This window comes from Stutzerimonas marianensis (genome assembly GCF_022810315.1).
GTDB lineage: Bacteria > Pseudomonadota > Gammaproteobacteria > Pseudomonadales > Pseudomonadaceae > Stutzerimonas > Stutzerimonas marianensis.
In genome coordinates this window covers 245,669-264,845 of sequence record NZ_JALGRD010000009.1, presented here as the reverse complement: position 1 = coordinate 264,845, position 19,177 = coordinate 245,669, and the positions used below count along the sequence as shown (strand labels likewise).

Sequence of the window (19,177 nt, the reverse complement as noted above, 5' to 3'; positions counted from 1 at the left end):
GGCTCGCATTAAGCGAAGCGGTCTCAAAACAAGCGAAACGCTATTTGGCATGACATATATAAGGAAGCAACCTGACGATAACGGGGCTGGCAATAAAACCAAGCGAACCGCGGCCGACGAACAGCACGCCAGGCTCTCGATAATGCGCCGCGCATAAAAAAACGGGCCAGTGGCCCGTTTCTTTAGTTTCGGTCCTGTTATTACAGCGGACCGATGGTGGAGCAGGTCTTCTTCGCAGCGGCATGCTTCTGCAGCGGTGCCAGCTGGGGGCGGTGCTTACCGCTCAGTACGTCCAAGGACATGATGTTCTCGCCCCACCGCGGACCGGCAGCCCAGTAGGTGCTCGGGATGCAGTTTTCAGCGAGGTAAGCCAGCAGGTTATCGGTCGCCACCACCGCGGACGGGGAGAAGTCCGGAATACCGTGCTCACCGATGTAGCCACGCAGCTTGTTCTTCTTCAACCACTCGACCCACGGCTTGACCCGCTCTACACCCAGCATCGGGGCAAAGGTTTCGGCGCGCTTGGTGTAAGTGCCCGAGTAGTCGAAGTCCAGGTACTGGTGCGCTTCATAGACAAGGTTGTTCTTCGGATCACGCATCCAGGGATCGTTGATCAGCGAAGTGTTGTACTTCTGCCAATGGAACGCGCTGGAGTAACGGTCGCCGGCAATCATGATCCAGGTGGTCGGGTCGATCTTGCGGATCGCTTGACCAGCGGCCTGAGCCGTCTGCGGCCACATGCCGTTGCCAGTGTTGTACGGCTCGTTCATCAGGCCGTAGCCATACAGGGCCGGGTGCTTGGCCAGCGCAACCGCAATCTTGCGCCAGGTTTCGGCGAACTGCGCGCGGGGCACTTCCGGCGAGTTGATGACCTTGCCGTAGTAACGGTAGTAGTTGTGCATATCAAGGATGACCTTGATGCCGTACTTCTGCGCATAGTCGAGCGACTGCTTGATGCGACCGAGTTCAGCCGCGTCCAGCTCAGTGCCGAGCTTGGGCTGGATACGCTCCCAGAGGAAGCCCAGGCGAACCAGCTTGAAGCCAAGGCCTGCATGGCGCTTGTAGTAGGACTCGTCGGCGTAGGTGTAGCCCTTGTTGTAGATACCAGGCACGTTCGCCGGATCGAATACGCCAGAGCCGAAGTTCACGCCGACCAGGTCGATGCCACTGCCATCGCTGACGACAGGTTTGGTCACGACGGGAGCCGGTGCGGGTGTCGGAGCCGGGGTCGGCGCTGGGGCCGGCGTGGTAGCGACCGGCGTGCTGCCCGTGCTGCTCGACACGACGCTGATGGTCTTCGGATAACCGACGCTGGCGGCCGACAGGGCGGCGCCGCTGAGCATGACCGACAGATGCGCGCCGACATCATAGACCGCGGCCACCTTGCGAACCTGACCATCGGCCAGCTTCACCGAAGCACCAACGACGAAGGCAGACTTGTTGGACGTGGTGTCAGGGATCGAGAACCCAGCGGACTTGCGATAGATACCGTTTTCCCAATCCGCATTGGTGAAGCTGTTCATCGACGCGGTGTAGCTCGTGCTCGGCGCCGAGGGGGCCGGAGCGGTAACAGCGGGTTTACTGGTCACCGGTGTCGAGGGCGCTGCGGTGGCCGATACGGTGCTGAGGGTGCGCGGGGCGCCCACAGCAGCCCCATCGAGCAGTGCGCCGTCCACATAAATGCTCAGGTTGGAGCCGACCTTGTAAACACTCTTGATCTTGCGTACCTGGCCATCGGCGAACTTGATCTGCACGCCAGGCTTGAACGCAGCGATGGAGGCGGACGTCGCCGGTACGGAGACGGCAGCTACGCGACGCCACACGCCGTTAAGGAAATCGGAGCTGGTGAACTTGTTGATGCTGGACGTGAAAGCGGCCGAAGAAGAAGCTGTGGCCGTTTCGGCTGCGGCTACTTCGCCAGTTACGACGATACCGCTGAAGATTGTTGCAAGAGCGATGGAGCGAACGAGTGCCCGCGGGGCACCAAATACTTTGATAGACATCGAGTCTCTCCGGAACTTAATACTTCAAAAGGCCGGAGCCTTTAAAAAAGTAGCGGGAGGTTTGTTTAAGTCGTTCAGGCGCTTACTGGGCGAAATCTCACTATGCGCAGCCGGACGAACCGCTTGGCAAAAGACGCCGGATTGCCTTGGTGGGGAACCCGGCAATCCGTTGCGTGGCGCCTTTATAATAGGTTTAAAAAAGAACTCAAAATTTTTTTGACGGGTTTTGATCGCCAACTCTACGTCACGAATTTGACCAGCTATTAATTCGCTATTAATCCATGGCAATTTGATATTACACATCATAGCCGTCGAGCCCCTTGAAACCGTTTCGATAGTTTCTGGGCGGCGTCATTTTTTTGAATTGCACGCGTTCTCGAATCCTATCTCCCTATGATTCGAGCCGACGAACGGTCACAACCTGACCGACCTATTTCCGGTCGGGTGAAGGAAGCGGAAGCGGCATTTCCGCACCTCGAGTCGCTTGAAGGGAGACCGCGTAATGGCGAAACCGAAATTCAAGGTGGGCGATCACGTCCGCTGGAACTCCGAGGCCGGACACGTCACCGGCCACATCACCAAGGTGCATACGCAGGACACGGAATTCATGGGGCGAACCCGGCATGCGAGCCCCGACCAACCTCAATACGAGATCAAGAGTGACAAGACGGACCATGTGGCTATGCACAAGGAGAGCGCACTGGGACGAGTGAGTTGAACCCACCGCTCATCTGGACGATTGGTCACTCGACACGCAGCCTGGGCACGTTCATCTCACTGCTGCGGCACTACCGGATCGAGGCCATAGCCGACGTACGCCGCTTTCCGGGGTCACGAAGACTGCCCCAGTTCGCTGCTGCTCAGCTGGAAACGGCGCTGGCGCACGAAGGAATCGGCTATCAGTGGTTCGAGGGCCTGGGTGGCCGGCGCCGCGCCACCGAGGCCTCGGCCGATAGCGCCTGGCGCAACGCGTCCTTCCGCGGCTATGCCGAACACCTGCAGAGCGAGGAATTCGCCCATGCGCTCGGTGACCTGCTGACGCTGGCCGAAGCGCGGGCGACAGCCATGATGTGTGCAGAAGTGCTCTGGTGGCGCTGTCATCGCTCGATGATTTCGGACGTGCTCAAGCTCAAGGGGATCGAGGTGCTGCACATCCAGGACGAGCAGCACCTCACGCGCCATCCATATACCTCGCCAGCGAGGCTGCACGGTGACGTATTGAGCTACGGGGATAAGGGAATGTTGTTGAAAGGCGGGACCGCTGATCAGCGACGATGAAGTGACATCGACTGCAGGCAGCGGCGTATGGGAGGCGTCCGAAGGCGGAACTTTGCTAAACGAGGGTTTTCCTATCCAGCTGATTGATCAACCAGGCGGTGCAGCTAGTCGGCAGGGATGACGGCACGGATCCAACTGCAGGGAAACCACGGGGATTGCGTGCCGGCTCAACGGGAGGAGCGCTCATGTTCAGCATCGACCTTGGCAGCAAAGTGAATGGCGCCGTGCAACGCCTGACGAGTGGATCGTCTGGCAGGGTGTTCAAGGGGATGGCCACCCTGGCCCTCGGCAGCGGTCTGGCCAAGATCGTCGCCCTGCTCTCCATCCAGGTGCTGACTCGAATCTACAGCCCGGAGCACTTCGGCATCCTGTCGGTCTTTACGGCATTGCTGCTGATTCTCACGCCCCTGGTCACACTTCGCTACGAACTCGCCGTTCCCTTGCCGAGCAAGGACGGAACGGCCGTTACGCTGATGGCCGTGTCGATGGGCCTGTTGCTGTCAATGACAGCCCTGATCGGCCTTGTGCTCTGGCTGGCCGGTCCGCCGCTGCTGGCCCTGGCCTCGATGGAGGTGCTGACGCCTTATAGAGGGCTGCTGATCACCGCCCTGTTCCTTGCGGGTCTTTACGAAGTGCTGCTGATCTGGGCTGTGCGCCGACGTGCCTATCCCTGTATCGCACGCACCCAACTGCAGCAGAGCATCGCCGGCGCGGTCGCCAAGATCGCGTTGGGCTTGGCGGGCCTGATGCCCATTGGCCTGTTGCTGGGCCAGGTGTTGGGGGCTGGGGCAGGCTTGACGACACTGATCCGCACGTTTCGCGCCGACATGCAGCGCAACTGGCGTCACGTCACCTTCCGCCGCGCGCGCTGCTTGTTGCACCACTACCGCAGCTTTCCGCTTTACCGACTCCCTTCGCAATTGCTTCAGACGTTCTCCAGCCAATCCCCGCTATTGCTGACCGCAGCGCTCTATGACGCCAGCACCACGGGGCAGCTCGGACTGGCGTTGATGACGCTGGCCCTACCCATGCAATTGCTGGGGTATACGACGAGCAAAGCCTACTACGCGGAAATAGCCTCGCTCGGACGCAAGCGCCCCGCGGATATCCGTGCCGTGACCCGCTCAGTCATCAAACGGCTGTTCGCCCTGTCGTTGGCGCCGACCCTGGTCCTTCTGCTATTCGGCGAACCGCTGTTTGCTCTTGCCTTCGGCGAACAGTGGGCGCTGGCCGGCGAACTGGCCGCTACGCTCGCGATTTATCTGCTGTTCCAGTTCATTCACGCGCCGGCCACGCACCTGCTGTCATTGTTCGAGCGCCAGCGCCTGTTGTTGATGCTGAACGTGCAGCGTTCGATCCTGACGGTCGCCTGCTTTACCGTCGCGCACCTGATCGAGCTGCCGATCACCTCGGTCGTCCTGATCTACTCGGTCACGCTGTCGGCCCACTACTTGTTCAGCCTGGTGACGGCGCTGCGCGTGATTCCCCGCGACGCACGGTAGCGTTCAGGTCGCGGGCTGATGTTGCGCCCGCGACGACGGGCACGCTGGCCGAAGCCGATCAGGGTTCGCGCTTGAGCGCATTCCAGTTGGACATGCGGCGGTCGCCCGACAGGGCATTGCGCACCAGGTAATAGAAGAAGACCGGAATACCCACTGCGTAGCGCTTGAAGAGGCGCCGCGGCTCGATGAGCATGCGAAACGCCCATTCCAGCCCGAACTTGCGGAAGAACAGAGGCGCCCGGGGGAAACGCTGCGCGGAGAAATCCAGGATCGCCCCGCCGCAGATCAGCAGCGCACGGCAATCCATCGCCTGTTGCAGATAGAGCGCGACCTGCTCCTGCTTGGGCATCCCCATCGCCATGACGATGATCGGGAAACGCCCCGGGACATGGTGGGCCTGGTAGAACTTCAGGTAGTCCTCGGCATGCCTGAAGCCATCGATCGCGTGAAATGCCCTTCCGCCGAACAATCGGCGAGCGCCTTCACTCAGCCATGGCTCACGCGTACCCATGGCGAACAGCTCATATTCCCCTTCCGAGCGTCCCACCAGCTCATCGATGAGATCGGGAATGAAGTCCGAACCGTTGAGGTTGGCCTTGGGATCCACGCCGTTGAACTGGCAGGCCATCTTGATTCCGATTCCGTCGCGCAGCAGATAGTTGACCTGCATGAAGCTCTTGAGAACCGAGAAATTGCGCTGGGCGATGTTGTAACCGTGCTGGTTGAGGAATCCAAGGATGGTAGGCGCCTCGCGCTCCTTGAGCTCGGCCATGAACGCAGCGATATCCGCCTCGTCCAGCAGCTCCAGCTTCCCTATGAGAGGGTCGATTCCTCTGGCAAGCGGTTTTTTCATAAAGGGTTCTCTGTCTGCATTTCGATATCGATGGCTGGGCCGCCAAACGAGCGACCCAGCGCCAAAACGTTACGGGGATTTGCCCGGGCACTGCGGAACAATGCGTGCCGCGTCGGGACAAACGAAGCAGTGCATGAATGGCACCCCTTCCCCACCGGGTTAAAAAGGACGTGAAATGACACGGTTACACGGCAATATGAAGAAGCGATCAACAGCGACTCTCCTCGGACTCTTGCTTGCCCTCGGAGGTGCCGCAAGCGAAGCAAAAAATATCGACCTTATCGGACTGAATGTCGGAGGAGCGGCCTTCTCGAGCGGACACTTGCCGGGAAAATACAATACAAATTATTTCTTCCCCTCCCAGAACTACCTTGAAAAGTGGAAGAACCAGGGCATTGAAACCATTCGTTTCCCCATTCTCTGGGAACGATTGCAAAGCGAACTGGACGGCGAACTGGAAGAACCCTATGCCAAGTTGATCGATGCCTTTCTTGACCAAGCGGCCAACCATGACATGCGGGTTATCCTGGACATCCATAATTACGCTCGTTATCGCAAGCAACTTATTGGAACCCCTGCGGTGCCCATATCCGCCTATGGCAACTTCCTGGAGCGAGTGGCCGAGCGCTGGAGCGGTCACGACGGCTTGTATGCCTACGACATCATGAACGAACCACACGGCGCGGATAAGTACTGGCCAGCCGCCGCACAGGCCGGGATCGACGCGATCCGCAAACACGACAAACATCGCCCGCTGCTGATCGAAGGCAACTTCTGGTCCAGCGCCTACAAGTGGCCCAAGTTCAACGATCCGCTGCTGCAACTGAAAGACCCCTCCGACAACTTGATCTTTTCTGCCCATCTTTACCTGGATAAACATGGCAATGGCCAATACCGGGAGCCGCTCGAAGACGACTTCGACACCATGTTGGGCGTCAAGCGCGTCACGCCCTTCATCGAATGGCTGAAAAAGAATGGCAAAAAGGGCCATATCGGTGAATTCGGCATCCCGGCCGACGAACCTCGTCTGCTGGAAGCGATGGATAACCTGCTCGCACATCTGCAGGAAAACTGCATCCCGCTGACCTATTGGGCGGCGGGATCGGCCTGGGGCAACTACAAACTCTCCATCGAACCCAGGAAAGACGGCACTAAACCACCACAGTGGGATGTGCTCAGCAAGTACGTCGGCCAGGGCAATTGTTCGGATATAGGCCCAGGTGCAAATTAACGCCTCGGGAATCGGCCAAGGCCGGTTCCCTCCTTCTATGGCTTGGTGACCGACGACAGCGGCAGCCATTTGCCCAGCATCGCCTTCACCTTGCTGCCCAGCCTGGACTTCAACCGATAACCTTTACGAACCGCACCTGACTTGAAATTGTGCAACTGCCCCGGCAGGTACATCTCGTTCGTTTCCAGGCAATAGACCGGTTTGCCACTGAGCTTCATGATTTCGATCGCCTGTTTTTCTTCACTTTCGACGAACAGGCGCGTCAATGGATGCTTCGCATAGACCTCTGCCTTGAACCTGGCGTGAATACCGAGCCGGCGCCGCTCTTCGGCCGAGGCGAGATCGAGCATATGCAAGGTCCCGTATTCGACGCCGTTGCGTCCGAGCCACTCTTCCGTCTCGGCGCGGTACTTTTCCAGGCGACTGGTTACCAGATGCGCCACCTTTACAGACGGAATGAATAACGGTCGGGTGCTGGCCAGAAAATCTCTGTATCGCTGGCCGTCGTCGTTTTCGTCAAGACTGGGATCCACACACAACACGCCATCGATATCCAGACAAGCCTGCTTCAGGAACTCGTGATGCATGATGTTCCATTCGAATACCCGGGGCTGCTCGACGAGCTCCAGATGCACGTCCACCAGATGACGGTTGTGGCGCTCGGCGAATACCGCCATGGTCACCACCTCCTTGTCGAAGATGGCTTTGACCTGCGCCAGCGCGGCATGCATCGACTTGGCGGAGGAAATGCTGTCGTCGACCAGCAGGATCTTCTGTGCGTCCTGCGGTTTCACAAGCCCCTCGTGTTTGTAACTGCGGGTCGTGCCCCGTTTGAGATCGTCGTTGCGCAGAAACGAGTAGAGGTCAGTCAGTGGCAGGTTCTGTTTCAACGCAATGATGCTGGCCACCAGCATCCCGCTCCGCGGAATGCCGACGACCAAATCGACATCACATGGAATTCGTCCGGCATAAGCGTTGGTCAACTGGGAAAGATGATTAAGGCTTCGGTAATTCACGAACACGCTCCTGTGTCCTGTTCTTGTAAGAATCCCACCAGGCAGAAAACCGACTTGCCCATCAGCGCCCGAGCGCTGCGCGTACCAACTTGGTGTGCGTATGCACATAGTGCAGCACATAAAGCGCGAACGCGTTCAATGCGGAATAGTTGAGAAACCGCCGGCGGATTTCCATATCCTCGCGAATGGCTTCAAAACGGCGTTTATGGGAAACACCCGTCGTATCGAATATGCACAGCGGAAAAGACAGCTGCATGACATCGCGCTGCGGATCCAGGCCCTGGAGAAACTCCAGCAACAGGCAATAATCGGCTGACAACTTGTAATCGAGCCTGAACGGGTAATCACGCAGGCGCTCGTTCTCGAAATACATCGTTTGATGACTGGCGGGCAAGCCCAGTGCCGCACGTTTAATTGGATGAGCCGACACCGGCACCAGCGTACCGTTTGCGTTCTTGCGGTAGAAATCGCCATAGATGAACTTAGGCGGCACCTCGGCGCTCCGCAGATGCTCATTGATCTTTTCCAGCACATCCGGACCACCCAGGCAATCACCGCTATTGAGGAACAGCGTATAACCGGGCGTTTCGACGGCGCGCAGGCGGCCCTTGTTCATCGCATCGTAAATACCCTTGTCGGGCTCGATGGTAACTTCTGCCTGCGGTTCATTCAGCTCACGAAGCCACTCGGCGCTTCCATCTTTCGAGGCACCGTCGATCACGATCCAGCGAAAGTTGCGATACGTCTGTGCGGCTACGCTCTTGTACGTGTCCTTGAGCCCCTCCAGGTTATTCCAGTTTATAGTGACGATACTGAAACTGACCATAATCCACTTGCCCCGGGTTTAACGTAATAGAAGAATCCGCATATTGCATTTTGGCGTAATAAACGAAGAACGCCGCCGCCATACCATACAGATCGCCCGCAAAAGTCAGGCCGTTGGAGAGCATGAAATTCATCATGCCGAACACGAAGGCGATCTGAATCGAAGACAGCAATGCACCCTTGTTTGGCACCTGCCGCATGATCCAGAGGTAACCGCCGTAGTAGATGAGCAACACGGCCAGCGCCATGAAACCATAGCGGTAATAGACACCGAAGATGCCAACATCTGAAAGATAGAAGTGCGAGTTGTAGATTCTCGAGAAGCCACCCTGCCATTGCAGCGACAAGGCACCCATGCCGATGAAATTGTTCTCGCGGATGGCATCGATGATGGTCGCGACGGTCAGGTCTCGCACACCCGGGCCGGACGTGGCTTCGAACAGCAAGGCGTGGAAGCGCTCGTACTGCGCGACGTAGAATTCGGGAACCAGGAAGTAGGAAATGCCCAGCATCACCAGGCCGAGGATGCTCATCTTCATCAGCGAGTCGATGCGCTTGCGGAAGATCCACAGGCCGGCGAGCCCCCAGACGAGCATGGTCTGGCGAGTCTGCATCACGAGCCAGAGGTAGGCGACCAGGTACAGCAGTATCACCACCTTCGTCGTGTTCACGCGCTCTCGCAGGTTGTACATGAGCATGAACGCGGAAATGGTGACGAACGCCGAGCCTATGCGATAGCGGTCGGGCCGCAGCAGGTCCTCGTACTGGGTCCAGTCGTCGACGGTGAACGAGGCCACGGTGTTCTGCGGGATGATGCCCAGGTAGTAACAGAAGCCGAACGTGGCACAGGTCAGCGCCACGTAGAGGAAATACTTGCCCAGCTCTTCCTCGGTGGGCCTGGCCATGATCAGCAGGAAGAGCATGGGGAAGAAGACCAGGTATTCGAAGAATCTTCGTTCTTCGAGCAAGCCGTAGACAAGGGGCTGGCCGAAATTCAGGTACGCCAGACTGGCGGACAGCAACGGCAGGCAAACGCCCATCCAGACGATCCACAGGCTGGTCCGGGACTGGTAGACCCACTTCCAGACGACGAACAGACAAGCCGTCGCGCTGATCACCATCAGCAGGAAGAGTTCACGCAGGTAGGGGACGCCGGCTCGCTTGTCATCCGTCAGAAAGAAACAGGCGGAATTCAGCAAGAGCAGGATGAACAGCAGATTCTTGTACGCCAGCACTTTCCTTAACAAGCGGCTTCCCCAATATCCAAGTTGACGTAGCGAACAGCGAACCGACCACGAGGCCTGACGCCCCGAGCGCCGCTTTCCGGCACCCGGGTCCGCGTGCCAAGGATGGACAACAGCTGGCCCGAAAAGGTCCGTCGCGACGTCGCGTCCTTTTCTTTCCTGTGCCTTGATCCGGCCTGCGGTGGCTTTATAAACGGCGAGTCAGGCGTATACCCAGCGATGCACGGCAGCCTGACGGCCGCCTTGCCCCCGCGTCAGTGCCTTGCCTTGTCCTGATTCTCGACGAACCAGCGATACGCATCGCGCAGCCCGTCTTCCAGGCTGATGCTGGATTGCCAGCCCAGCGCCTTGAGGCGTGATACATCCATCAGCTTGCGTGGCGTGCCGTCGGGCTTGCTGCTGTCGAAGACCAGCTTGCCCTGGTATTCGGTGACGCGCGCGATGGTTTCGGCCAGCTCGCGAATGCTGCAATCGACGCCGGTGCCGACGTTGATATGGGACAGCATCGGCTGGGTGTGTGCTTGGTAGGTCGCGTCATCCAGCTCCATGACATGCACGCAGGCCGCCGCCATGTCGTCCACGTGGAGGAATTCGCGCTGCGGCTTGCCGCTGCCCCAGATCACCACTTCGTCGTCGCCGCGCTGGGTCGCTTCGTGGAAGCGCTTGAGCAACGCCGGGACCACGTGACTGTTTTCCGGGTGGAAGTTGTCGTTCGGCCCGTAGAGATTGGTGGGCATCACGCTACGGTAGTCGCGGCCATACTGGCGGTTGTAGCTCTCGCACAGCTTGATGCCGGCGATCTTGGCCACCGCGTAAGGCTCATTGGTCGGCTCGAGCACGCCGGTCACCAGGGCCTCTTCCTTCATCGGCTGCTCGGCGAATTTCGGATAGATGCACGAGGAACCGAGAAACAACAGCTTCTGGACGTCGTTGCAGTGCGCCGCGTGAATGATGTTCGCCTCAACCATCAGGTTCTGGTAGATGAATTCGGCTGGATAGGTGTTGTTCGCATAGATGCCGCCGACCTTGGCCGAGGCCATGTAGACCTGGTCGATCGGTGTCTCGGCGAAGAAGGCGTTCACCGCGGCCTGGTCGACCAGGTCGAGCTCTTCTCGACCGCGCGTGATGATGTTGGTGTAGCCCTGGGCCTGGAGGCGTCGGACGATTGCCGAGCCCACCATGCCGCGATGGCCCGCGACGAAAATACGTGCGTCACGATTCATGTCAGTTCTCCAATGTCACTGGAATTTCGAAACCGTGCTCCTTGAGCAGGGCGTGTCGCCGGGCCACCTTCAGGTCCTCGCGAACCATCTCGGCGCACATTTCCTGCACGCTGATTTCCGGTGTCCAGCCCAGTTTTTCCTTGGCGCGCGTGGGATCGCCCAGCAGCGTCTCGACCTCGGCGGGGCGGAAGTAGCGCGGATCGATACTGACCACCACGTCGCCCGGGCGGAGCGCCGGCGCCATGTCGCCCTCGATGCTGTCGACGATGCCCCGCTCGTCCACCCCACTGCCTTCGAAGCGCAGCTGAATGCCCAGCTCGGCAGCCGACCACTTGATGAACTCGCGAACCGAGTACTGCACGCCGGTGGCGATCACGAAATCCTCGGCCTGCTCCTGTTGCAGCATCATCCATTGCATGCGCACGTAATCCTTGGCATGGCCCCAGTCACGCAGCGCGTCCAGATTGCCCATGTACAGGCACTTTTCGAGCCCCTGGGCGATATTCGCCAAGCCGCGGGTGATCTTGCGGGTCACGAAGGTTTCACCGCGGCGTGGCGATTCGTGGTTGAACAGAATCCCGTTGCAGGCGTACATGCCATAGGCTTCACGGTAGTTCACGGTGATCCAGTAGGCGTACAGCTTGGCGACCGCATAGGGCGAGCGCGGATAGAACGGCGTCGTTTCCTTCTGCGGAATCTCCTGCACCAGGCCATACAGCTCGGAGGTGGAGGCCTGGTAGAAGCGGGTCTTCTTCTCCAGCCCCAACAGGCGAATGGCCTCGAGGATGCGCAGCGTGCCCATGCCATCGACGTCGGCGGTGTACTCGGGCGACTCGAAGCTCACCGCGACATGCGACTGCGCGCCCAGGTTGTAGACCTCGTCAGGCTGCACTTCCTGGATGATGCGCGTCAGGTTCGACGAGTCGGTCAGGTCGCCATAGTGCAGGACGAAGTCCTGTTGCTGGTCGTGGCGATCCTGATAGATGTGGTCGACCCGCTGGGTGTTGAACAGCGAAGCGCGGCGCTTGATGCCGTGCACCTCGTAGCCCTTTTCCAGCAGAAACTCGGCGAGGTAGGAACCGTCCTGCCCCGTGATCCCGGTGATCAGCGCTTTTTTTCGTTCCATGTGCAGTTACCTTTGCTAGTCGTCAAGAGGGGGTAATCAGATCCAGCGGTCAGCTCGAGCGAGCGCTGCGGATCGCCATCTGGAGGCGTTCGATGAAGCCGACACAAATCACCGGCACCGAGGGAAATTTGTAGAAGAAGCGGTAGGTGTCGTACTGCGTGCGCGGCGCATTCAAGGTCGCAGGATCGACCTCGGCGGTATCGATCAGCGCAATCCCCTCGCCTTCCACGTCATGCAGCACGCTCAACTCCATCGGCTTCATCGACAGGCTGAAGCCGTACAGCCCGGGCTTGCTCGTGCGGGTCAGTTGCAGGCCGCTGCGACAAGGCTTGCAGCCGAACAGATTGACCGTGAAGTCGTGCTGGGCGAGTTTCGGGTTCAGCCGTTTCAGGGTGTTCGGCGAGAGTTCGCAGAAGGCGTCGTACACGGCCAGCGAATCGTCGAATCGCGGGAAGTGATAGTCGATGCGCTGCTGCTGGATCGGTACCTGGAAGCGCGACGAGGCGATATAGAAGTGCTCACCCGGATCGCCGAAATTGGTCGTCAGCGAGCGGTAGGGGTACACGAAATACAGGTCGCGGCTGATGATGTAAGCGTTGTAGAGCTTCAGCCAGGACGACTCCGGCCAGCTGCGGATGTCACCGGGAATGCCCTCGATGCGGCTGATATCGGTGCCGTTGCCTTCGAGCCATTGGCGAAATCCTCGCCAGTGCGCGCGCGACCAGGCCTGCCCCCAGGAGGCAGCCAACTGCATGAAATGCACGTGCGCGTTGCCGTCGTCGATGGGGGTGAATGGCAGATTGGCCGTCTGGTTGAACTGCTGGCTGTACAGGCTGATGCCGGCCACGCGTGGCTCATCAGCGTAGAAGGTCAGCGCTCTGGACGTGTACTCGTAGAAATGCGGCGAGACGAACAGGTCGTCCTCCAGTACCAGGACATCCCCGTATTCTTCGGTGAGGTCGCCGCACGCCAGCACGTGGTTGCGCAGCCCCATCCGCTTTTCCCGATGGATGACGCGCTTCTCGCCATGCGGCCATTCGTAGGCCTCGGCAACACGCAGCGGCTCGAGCGTGCCCGAGTTGTCCAGGCTGATCACCAGCCGGATGTCACCGGCGGGGTAATGCGCCTTGCTCAGCGAGGCCAGCAGCCGGGAAAGGCTTTTCGGCCGGTTGTAGCCGATAACGACAATGGTGGGCAGGTTTGCTGTCATTGAGAAATCCATACCGCGTGAACTAAACGGGTTGCGAGTCGGCGGAAGCCGACTCTCCAAGGCGCCGATACCAGCGTCGCGCCGCAATCGTGACAATCACCACCAGCGAGGAGTAAATCACCATGCTCGCGGCGGCGAAGGCCTGAACGGTGGCCAGCGCTTCGCCGACCACCACCGCGCCGCCGAACAGCGCGACGAGGCGCAGGCTGGTGCTGAAGACTTCGAACAAGAGGAAGCGCCCCTGAAGCGAGAGCGCCGGCACCGCAACGACACAGGGTCGCGAGATGAACACGACGTATTCGGCCAGGGCCATCCAACGCGCGAACTCACCAGCCACGTGCCACTGCTCGCCGAACACGAACGAGAACAGCCAGGGGCCGAAAATCACCACCACCGAGAACGGCACCAGGCCGACCAGGCCCAGCGCCGCGGTGGCTTTGAGCAGCATGGCCGCCACCGGCTCGCGATCATGGATGGCACGGCTGATACGGGGGTAATACACGTCGGCCACCGACTTGCCGATCATGTTGGTCGGCATCGTCAACGCCTGCTTGCACAGGGCGAAGAAGCCGGCCGCGGCAGGGCCGAAGTAGGCCGCGAGCACCAGTGTCGGCAAGTGCTGCGACGTGGCGTTGATCAGCATGACCGGCGCACGGTAAAGCGGAAAATCGCGATGCCGGCGCGCCAGCTCGCCCAGCCGTGCCGGCTCGTTGCCCGTCTCCTGCGGCTGACTGTCCGAGTGGCGCCCGGCGCGCCGCAGCGCCAGACCGAGCATGGCCGCGTGCAAGGTCTGTTGCAGCGCGGTGGTGCAAACCAGCACCAATGCCGACGACTGCACCAGCCCGCCGATCGTGCGCAGGGTGTTGAACAGCATCGAATGACCGACCGCCACGCTGGCGGTGATGCGGAACCGCTGGGTGCGAAACAGCCATTGCTGGCAGATCTCCAGCGCCGCCGCGCTGAACATCACCAACGGGATCAGCATCAGGTACGGCTCAATGATGCCGATCTCCAGCCGCGTCGCGATCCGTTCGCCGAACAGGCTCAGCACCGCGGCCACCAGCAGCGTGAGCAAAGTGGCGACCAGCAGCGACAGCCGCACCAGGCCGCGTGCGTCGTCATCGCGCTTGGGCAGAACGATGGCGATCGGATAGGTCAGCGCCGCGACCGGGATCAGCATCATGGTCACGCTGAGAAACGTCCCCAGCACGCCGTAGGCTTCCGGCCCGTAGAGGCGCGTGATCACCGGCATGAACGCCAGGGTGATCGCCTGCGCACCCGCGGTCCCGCTGACCACCGTGACGATGTTGCGCAGCAGCCGGCTACGCAAGCTGCCGTGCCTCAAGGCGGTCAACCGCTGGGACAGGGGCACGCCTTGCCGGCCGCTGGTCTGGTCGAGGCTGCTCACCGAATTCGGCGCTCCGTTCAGGCCTGCACCGGCTGGCGGCCGACGCCGTAATAGCTGAAGCCCTCACGCTTAACCTGGTCGCGGTCGTACTGATTACGGCCATCGATGATCAGCGGCGTGTTGAGCAGGCGCTTGAGGGCACGGAAGTCCGGTCGGCGGAAAGGCTTCCACTCGGTCACCAGCACCAGCGCGTCAGCGTCGATGGCCGCTTCGTACTGACCCTCGACGATCTGCAGCTTGCCCTCGGCGAGCCAGCTCTCCGGGAACTCACGTCGCGCGGTTTCACGGGCGACCGGATCGAAAGCCCGGACCTTGGCACCGGCATTGATCAAGCTGTTGATCAGCACCACGCTGGGCGCCTCGCGCATATCGTCGGTGCCCGGCTTGAAGGCCAGCCCCCAGACCGCGAACGTGCGGCCGGCCAGGTCGCCGTTGAAGTGGGTGGACAGCTTGTTGAACAGCGAGTGCTTCTGCTGGTCGTTGCGCGCTTCCACGGCCTGTAGCAGCTTGGGCTCGAAATCGTTCTGGTGCGCGATGTTGATCAGCGCCTTGACGTCCTTCGGGAAGCACGAGCCGCCATAGCCGCAGCCGGCGTAGATGAAGTGGTAACCGATGCGTTCGTCCGAACCGATGCCCAGGCGTACGTTCTCCACGTCCACGTCCAGGCGTTCGCAAAGGCTGGCGATCTCGTTCATGAAGGAGATCTTGGTCGCCAGCATGGCGTTCGCGGCGTACTTGGTCATCTCGGCATCACGCACGCCCATGAACATGGTCCGCGGGCGGTTGCGGATGAAGGGCGCATACAGCGCGCTCATGACTTGCCGGGCATGATCGTTGTCGGCGCCGATGACGATGCGATCGGGGTGCATGAAGTCGTCGACCGCCGCGCCTTCTTTAAGGAACTCAGGGTTGGAAACCACCGAGAACTCGATATCCAGGCCGCGTGCCGCGAGCCGCTCCGCCACAGCTTCGCGGACCAGGTCGGCCGTGCCGACGGGCACGGTGGATTTGTTTACCACGATGGCGGGTGAGGTCAGGGTGTCGCCGATCTGCCGCGCCACTTCCAGTACATAGCGCAGGTCCGCCGAGCCATCCTCACCGGGCGGTGTACCGACGGCGATGAAGAAAACCTCGGACTGCTCGACCGCGTCGGACAGCGAGGTGGTGAAATGCAAGCGACCGGAGCTGTGGTTCTCCACCACGATGTCTTCGAGGCCCGGCTCGTAGATCGGCAGGATGCCCTGCTTGAGGTTCTCGATCTTGGTCTTGTCAACGTCGACGCAGTAGACCGTGTTGCCCATTTCGGCGATACAGGCCCCGGTCACCAGACCCACGTAGCCGGTTCCAACGACGGTAATGTTCATAGCAGCTTCCTCGAGTCAGACGTGATACGGGCGCGCCGCGGCTCGACCCGCTGGGGTGGCCGCTGGCGAAAATACTTGGAGGCAGAAATCAGGCCGGGCCGAGACCGCATGGGAGCGGTGCAAGGCCCGGCAAACAAGGCGAGCCGGGTTACACCGTCTGCTCGCTATAGCCGTAGTGGTCGTAGTAGCCACGGAACTGGCCGTTCTTGCGGGCCTTTTCGACGTCCACGTGGTTCAGCACCACACCCGTGATCGGGGCGCTGCTGTTCTGCAACTGGCTGACGCCCTTCTGCACGTGCGGGATGAGCGTGCTGTCGGACTTGACCACGTAGATCACCGCATCGGCCAGCTTGGACAGGACGGCGGCGTCGCTCACCGCCTGGCTTGGCGGCGAATCGATGATGATGCGGTCGTAACGCGCCTTGAGCGCCTCGATGAGCTTGGCGAAGCGCGGCGAGGACAGTAGCTCGAGCGGATTGGACGGCACGGCACCGGCAGCGATCATGTCGACGTTGCCGACGGTCTGGATGCAATCTTCGAGCTTGGCGTTGCCGCCGATGAGGTTGACCAGGCCCGGTGTGCCGGGCTTGAAGTCGAAGGACTTGTCCAGCGTGGCACGGCGCAGGTCCGCATCGATCAGCAGCACGCGGTGCAGCTGCCCCATGGCGAAGGCCAGGTTGGCCGATACCGAGCTCTTGCCCTCGCCCGGCGCGGTGGAGGTGATCACCAACACCTGACGTGGCTGGCCGGTTTCGCTCAGCAGCAGGTTGGTGCGGATGGTCCGCACAGCCTCGCAGAAGCGCTTGTCGCCGCTGCGCTCGAACAGGTGACTCACTTCCTTGCGCAGCTTGCGCGGTACCTGCGGCACGATGCCCATCACCGGCAGGTTGAGCTTGGCCTCGACTTCCTCGGAACTCTTGAAGGTGTTGTCCAGGATTTCGCGGATGATCGCCTGGGCAATGCCGAGCACCAGCGCCAGGAAGATGGCCACGGCCATGATCAGGGTGCCGTTTGGTGCCGACGGCTCGGCCGGCGGAATGGCTTCGTCGACGATGCGGGCGTTGGTGGTGCTGAGATCGGAGGTCGCCGTGGTTTCCTGCAGACGGGTCATGAAGGTGTCGTACAGCGCACGGTCACTCTCGACCTGACGCTGAAGGTCACGCACCTTGAATTCCTTGCGGGAGATGTCCTGGATACGACCCTTGTTCTCGTTGAAGGACGCCTTCAGAGAATTCTCGTTGGCGACGGCGAGCTGATAGTTGCGCTCGATGCTCGCCACGACCTGCTCGACCTGCTGGCGCAGGCTGGCGGTGGCGGCGTTCAGGTCGGAGCGAGCCGATACCATGGCCGGATGACGATCGCCGTAACGACGCGACAAATCCTCTACACGTGACCGGGCGTGTGCCTGGTCCGCCTTGAACTGCTGGATCAGCGGATGACCGAGCACCGCCGGCACACTGGCCAGGCGCTCCCAGCCCTGGCTGCGCATGGATTCGACCTGGCGATACTGGCTCTCGGCCTCGGCGCGCTGACGGCGGGCGTCGATCATGCGGTCACCGGTCAAGGACAACTCGTTGGCGCTGATGGTATTGACACCCTCCAGATCGACCAGCCCTTCGGCATCCAGGTACTCCTGCAGGCGATCCTCGGAAGCCTGCAGATTCTCACGCAGCGACGCCAGGCGATCGTTCATCCAGCTCGCGGCCGTCATCGACATGTCGACCTTGGCTTCGAGCTGGGCTTCGATGTACGCCTGCGCCAGTTGATTGGTGGCCTGGGCCGCGGTCAGGCGATCGGCCATGGAGATCGACAGGTAGACCAGCTGGCTCTTGCCTTCGACCCAGACGGCAGTGCGATCCATGAGTACGCGCGTGGCGTAGTCCATGATCTCCGCTTCGGTGTAGGGCTCCGTTTCTTCGCCGGTCAGGCTACGGACGATCGCGCCGATGTCCACGAGCGGCTTGGACTGCTGGCGCAGATCGAACTCGGGGTGCTCGGTGAGATTGAGGTCACGCACGACCTTCGCCGCGACGCCCCGGCTCTGCATCAGGCTGAGCTGGGTCTGCAGGTACTCGCTGAGTTCGGTACGGGCATCGGGGGTTGGCTGAAACGACAGTACCGGCGTGCCCTCGTGCTCGATCAGCACGGTGGCGATGGACTTGTAGATTGGCGTCATGCGGGCGACCAGGATCGCCGCAATCACGGTCACAGCGGCCACCAGCAGGACGATGCCCCACTTGCGCGACCAGATCGCATGCCAGATCTTTTTCAGATCGATGAAATCGCTGTCGGCGGCGGCCCCGGCTGGGCGCTGCCACGGCCGGTCCGGGCGGATTGGGCTGTTCATCAGAAGAATCCTTCGTCGATGTTGATCGTGTCGCCAGGGCGAACCGGGGTATCCATGGTTGCTTTCTCAGCCGTACGCCCACCTTCGGATGCGCGAACGATGGTCATGCGGCGGGTAGAGGCGCGCTCGGTCAGGCCGCCAGCCAGGGCGATGGCACGGTCAAGCGTCAGGCCGGGCTGATAGGGGTAACCGCCGGGGCTCTTCACCTCACCGGAAATGTAGAACTCGCGGTAGTTGACGACCGAGACCGAAACCCGCGGGTCGATGAGATAACCGTCCTTGAGCTTCTGTACCAGCAGGTCACGTATCTGGCCGGGTGTCTTGCCGTTGGCGTCGACCTCGCCGATGAAGGGAAAGGTGAAGGTACCGGCGTCGGTCAGACGAATCTCTTCGAACGACAAATCCGGCTCGCCGTGAACGCTGACGCGAATGATGTCGCCGGAGCCCAGCTGGTACTGGGCCGCGCTCGCGCCAGCGGTGAATGCCAGCAAGAGCAGGAACGACAGGTATTTGAATATGTTGCGGTTGGACATGTTCGGCTTCTCCA

Annotated in this window: 17 protein-coding genes; 5 read left to right on the top strand and 12 right to left on the bottom strand. The window is 60.6% G+C overall.

Annotation, left to right across the window (positions count from 1 at the left end):
* Positions 1 to 200: 200 nt before the first annotated feature.
* Positions 201 to 1,823, bottom strand: a complete 1,623-nt coding sequence (locus tag MST27_RS17265; RefSeq protein ID WP_243607171.1) for a glycoside hydrolase family 5 protein — start codon at positions 1,821 to 1,823, stop codon at positions 201 to 203.
* Positions 1,824 to 1,845: 22 nt separating this feature from the next.
* Here MST27_RS17265 and MST27_RS22525 point away from each other — a divergent pair, with 22 nt between their 5' ends.
* The 4 genes from MST27_RS22525 to MST27_RS17245 all read left to right on the top strand — a co-directional run bounded on the left by MST27_RS22525 (position 1,846) and on the right by MST27_RS17245 (position 4,783).
* Positions 1,846 to 2,223, top strand: a complete 378-nt coding sequence (locus MST27_RS22525; protein WP_243607170.1) for a hypothetical protein — start codon at positions 1,846 to 1,848, stop codon at positions 2,221 to 2,223.
* Positions 2,224 to 2,505: 282 nt separating this feature from the next.
* Positions 2,506 to 2,721 carry a hypervirulence associated TUDOR domain-containing protein gene (locus MST27_RS17255; protein ID WP_243607169.1) on the top strand — a complete coding sequence of 72 codons (216 nt, stop codon included), beginning with the start codon at positions 2,506 to 2,508 and terminating at the stop codon, positions 2,719 to 2,721.
* Positions 2,718 to 3,281, top strand: a complete 564-nt coding sequence (locus tag MST27_RS17250) for a DUF488 domain-containing protein (protein WP_243607168.1) — start codon at positions 2,718 to 2,720, stop codon at positions 3,279 to 3,281. The genes MST27_RS17255 and MST27_RS17250 overlap by 4 nt, the downstream gene beginning before the upstream one ends.
* 185 nt (positions 3,282 to 3,466) lie before the next feature.
* Positions 3,467 to 4,783 (top strand): lipopolysaccharide biosynthesis protein, encoded by a 1,317-nt coding sequence (locus MST27_RS17245; RefSeq protein WP_243607167.1) that lies wholly within the window; start codon positions 3,467 to 3,469, stop codon positions 4,781 to 4,783.
* Between the two features lie 58 nt (positions 4,784 to 4,841).
* Here MST27_RS17245 and MST27_RS17240 read toward each other — a convergent pair whose 3' ends face one another.
* Positions 4,842 to 5,636, bottom strand: a complete 795-nt coding sequence (locus tag MST27_RS17240) for a WecB/TagA/CpsF family glycosyltransferase (RefSeq protein WP_243607166.1) — start codon at positions 5,634 to 5,636, stop codon at positions 4,842 to 4,844.
* A gap of 175 nt (positions 5,637 to 5,811) precedes the next feature.
* On the opposite strand from MST27_RS17240, the gene MST27_RS17235 reads away from it, so the two are divergent.
* Complete coding sequence (locus tag MST27_RS17235; protein ID WP_243607165.1) at positions 5,812 to 6,867, top strand: glycoside hydrolase family 5 protein; 1,056 nt, start codon at positions 5,812 to 5,814, stop codon at positions 6,865 to 6,867.
* A 35-nt stretch (positions 6,868 to 6,902) separates the two neighbouring features.
* Here MST27_RS17235 and MST27_RS17230 read toward each other — a convergent pair whose 3' ends face one another.
* The 10 genes from MST27_RS17230 to MST27_RS17185 all read right to left on the bottom strand — a co-directional run bounded on the left by MST27_RS17230 (position 6,903) and on the right by MST27_RS17185 (position 19,163).
* Positions 6,903 to 7,883 carry a phosphoribosyltransferase family protein gene (locus MST27_RS17230; protein ID WP_243607164.1) on the bottom strand — a complete coding sequence of 327 codons (981 nt, stop codon included), beginning with the start codon at positions 7,881 to 7,883 and terminating at the stop codon, positions 6,903 to 6,905.
* Between the two features lie 61 nt (positions 7,884 to 7,944).
* Positions 7,945 to 8,709 carry a glycosyltransferase gene (locus tag MST27_RS17225; RefSeq protein WP_243607163.1) on the bottom strand — a complete coding sequence of 255 codons (765 nt, stop codon included), beginning with the start codon at positions 8,707 to 8,709 and terminating at the stop codon, positions 7,945 to 7,947.
* Positions 8,672 to 9,955, bottom strand: coding sequence for a hypothetical protein (locus tag MST27_RS17220; RefSeq protein ID WP_243607162.1), 1,284 nt, complete (start codon positions 9,953 to 9,955; stop codon positions 8,672 to 8,674). Before MST27_RS17220 ends, MST27_RS17225 begins: the two co-directional genes overlap by 38 nt.
* 251 nt (positions 9,956 to 10,206) lie before the next feature.
* Positions 10,207 to 11,175, bottom strand: a complete 969-nt coding sequence (gene fcl / locus MST27_RS17215) for a GDP-L-fucose synthase (protein ID WP_243607161.1) — start codon at positions 11,173 to 11,175, stop codon at positions 10,207 to 10,209.
* Position 11,176: 1 nt separating this feature from the next.
* Complete coding sequence (gene gmd, locus MST27_RS17210; protein ID WP_243607160.1) at positions 11,177 to 12,301, bottom strand: GDP-mannose 4,6-dehydratase; 1,125 nt, start codon at positions 12,299 to 12,301, stop codon at positions 11,177 to 11,179.
* A 49-nt stretch (positions 12,302 to 12,350) separates the two neighbouring features.
* The gene (locus MST27_RS17205) at positions 12,351 to 13,511 is read right to left on the bottom strand and encodes a glycosyltransferase (protein ID WP_243607159.1); all 1,161 of its coding nucleotides are present in this window, start codon (positions 13,509 to 13,511) and stop codon (positions 12,351 to 12,353) included.
* A gap of 22 nt (positions 13,512 to 13,533) precedes the next feature.
* Complete coding sequence (locus MST27_RS17200) at positions 13,534 to 14,919, bottom strand: lipopolysaccharide biosynthesis protein (RefSeq protein ID WP_243607158.1); 1,386 nt, start codon at positions 14,917 to 14,919, stop codon at positions 13,534 to 13,536.
* A 17-nt stretch (positions 14,920 to 14,936) separates the two neighbouring features.
* The gene (locus tag MST27_RS17195) at positions 14,937 to 16,283 is read right to left on the bottom strand and encodes a UDP-glucose dehydrogenase family protein (protein WP_243607157.1); all 1,347 of its coding nucleotides are present in this window, start codon (positions 16,281 to 16,283) and stop codon (positions 14,937 to 14,939) included.
* Between the two features lie 148 nt (positions 16,284 to 16,431).
* Entirely contained in the window at positions 16,432 to 18,630 is a 2,199-nt protein-coding gene (locus MST27_RS17190) for a GumC family protein (RefSeq protein ID WP_243607156.1), read from the bottom strand.
* A complete protein-coding gene (locus MST27_RS17185; RefSeq protein WP_243607155.1) occupies positions 18,630 to 19,163 on the bottom strand; it encodes a polysaccharide biosynthesis/export family protein in 534 nt (177 codons plus the stop codon). Before MST27_RS17185 ends, MST27_RS17190 begins: the two co-directional genes overlap by 1 nt.
* Positions 19,164 to 19,177 lie beyond the last annotated feature (14 nt).

Coding starts and splice junctions, on each gene's coding strand:
- MST27_RS17225 (WP_243607163.1), bottom strand. CDS start 8,709: ATGGTCAGTTTCAGTATCGTCACTATAAACTGGAATAACCTGGAGGGG.
- MST27_RS17235 (WP_243607165.1), top strand. CDS start 5,812: ATGACACGGTTACACGGCAATATGAAGAAGCGATCAACAGCGACTCTC.
- MST27_RS17245 (WP_243607167.1), top strand. CDS start 3,467: ATGTTCAGCATCGACCTTGGCAGCAAAGTGAATGGCGCCGTGCAACGC.
- MST27_RS17190 (WP_243607156.1), bottom strand. CDS start 18,630: ATGAACAGCCCAATCCGCCCGGACCGGCCGTGGCAGCGCCCAGCCGGG.
- MST27_RS17205 (WP_243607159.1), bottom strand. CDS start 13,511: ATGACAGCAAACCTGCCCACCATTGTCGTTATCGGCTACAACCGGCCG.
- MST27_RS17185 (WP_243607155.1), bottom strand. CDS start 19,163: ATGTCCAACCGCAACATATTCAAATACCTGTCGTTCCTGCTCTTGCTG.
- MST27_RS17255 (WP_243607169.1), top strand. CDS start 2,506: ATGGCGAAACCGAAATTCAAGGTGGGCGATCACGTCCGCTGGAACTCC.
- MST27_RS17240 (WP_243607166.1), bottom strand. CDS start 5,636: ATGAAAAAACCGCTTGCCAGAGGAATCGACCCTCTCATAGGGAAGCTG.
- gmd (WP_243607160.1), bottom strand. CDS start 12,301: ATGGAACGAAAAAAAGCGCTGATCACCGGGATCACGGGGCAGGACGGT.
- MST27_RS17195 (WP_243607157.1), bottom strand. CDS start 16,283: ATGAACATTACCGTCGTTGGAACCGGCTACGTGGGTCTGGTGACCGGG.
- fcl (WP_243607161.1), bottom strand. CDS start 11,175: ATGAATCGTGACGCACGTATTTTCGTCGCGGGCCATCGCGGCATGGTG.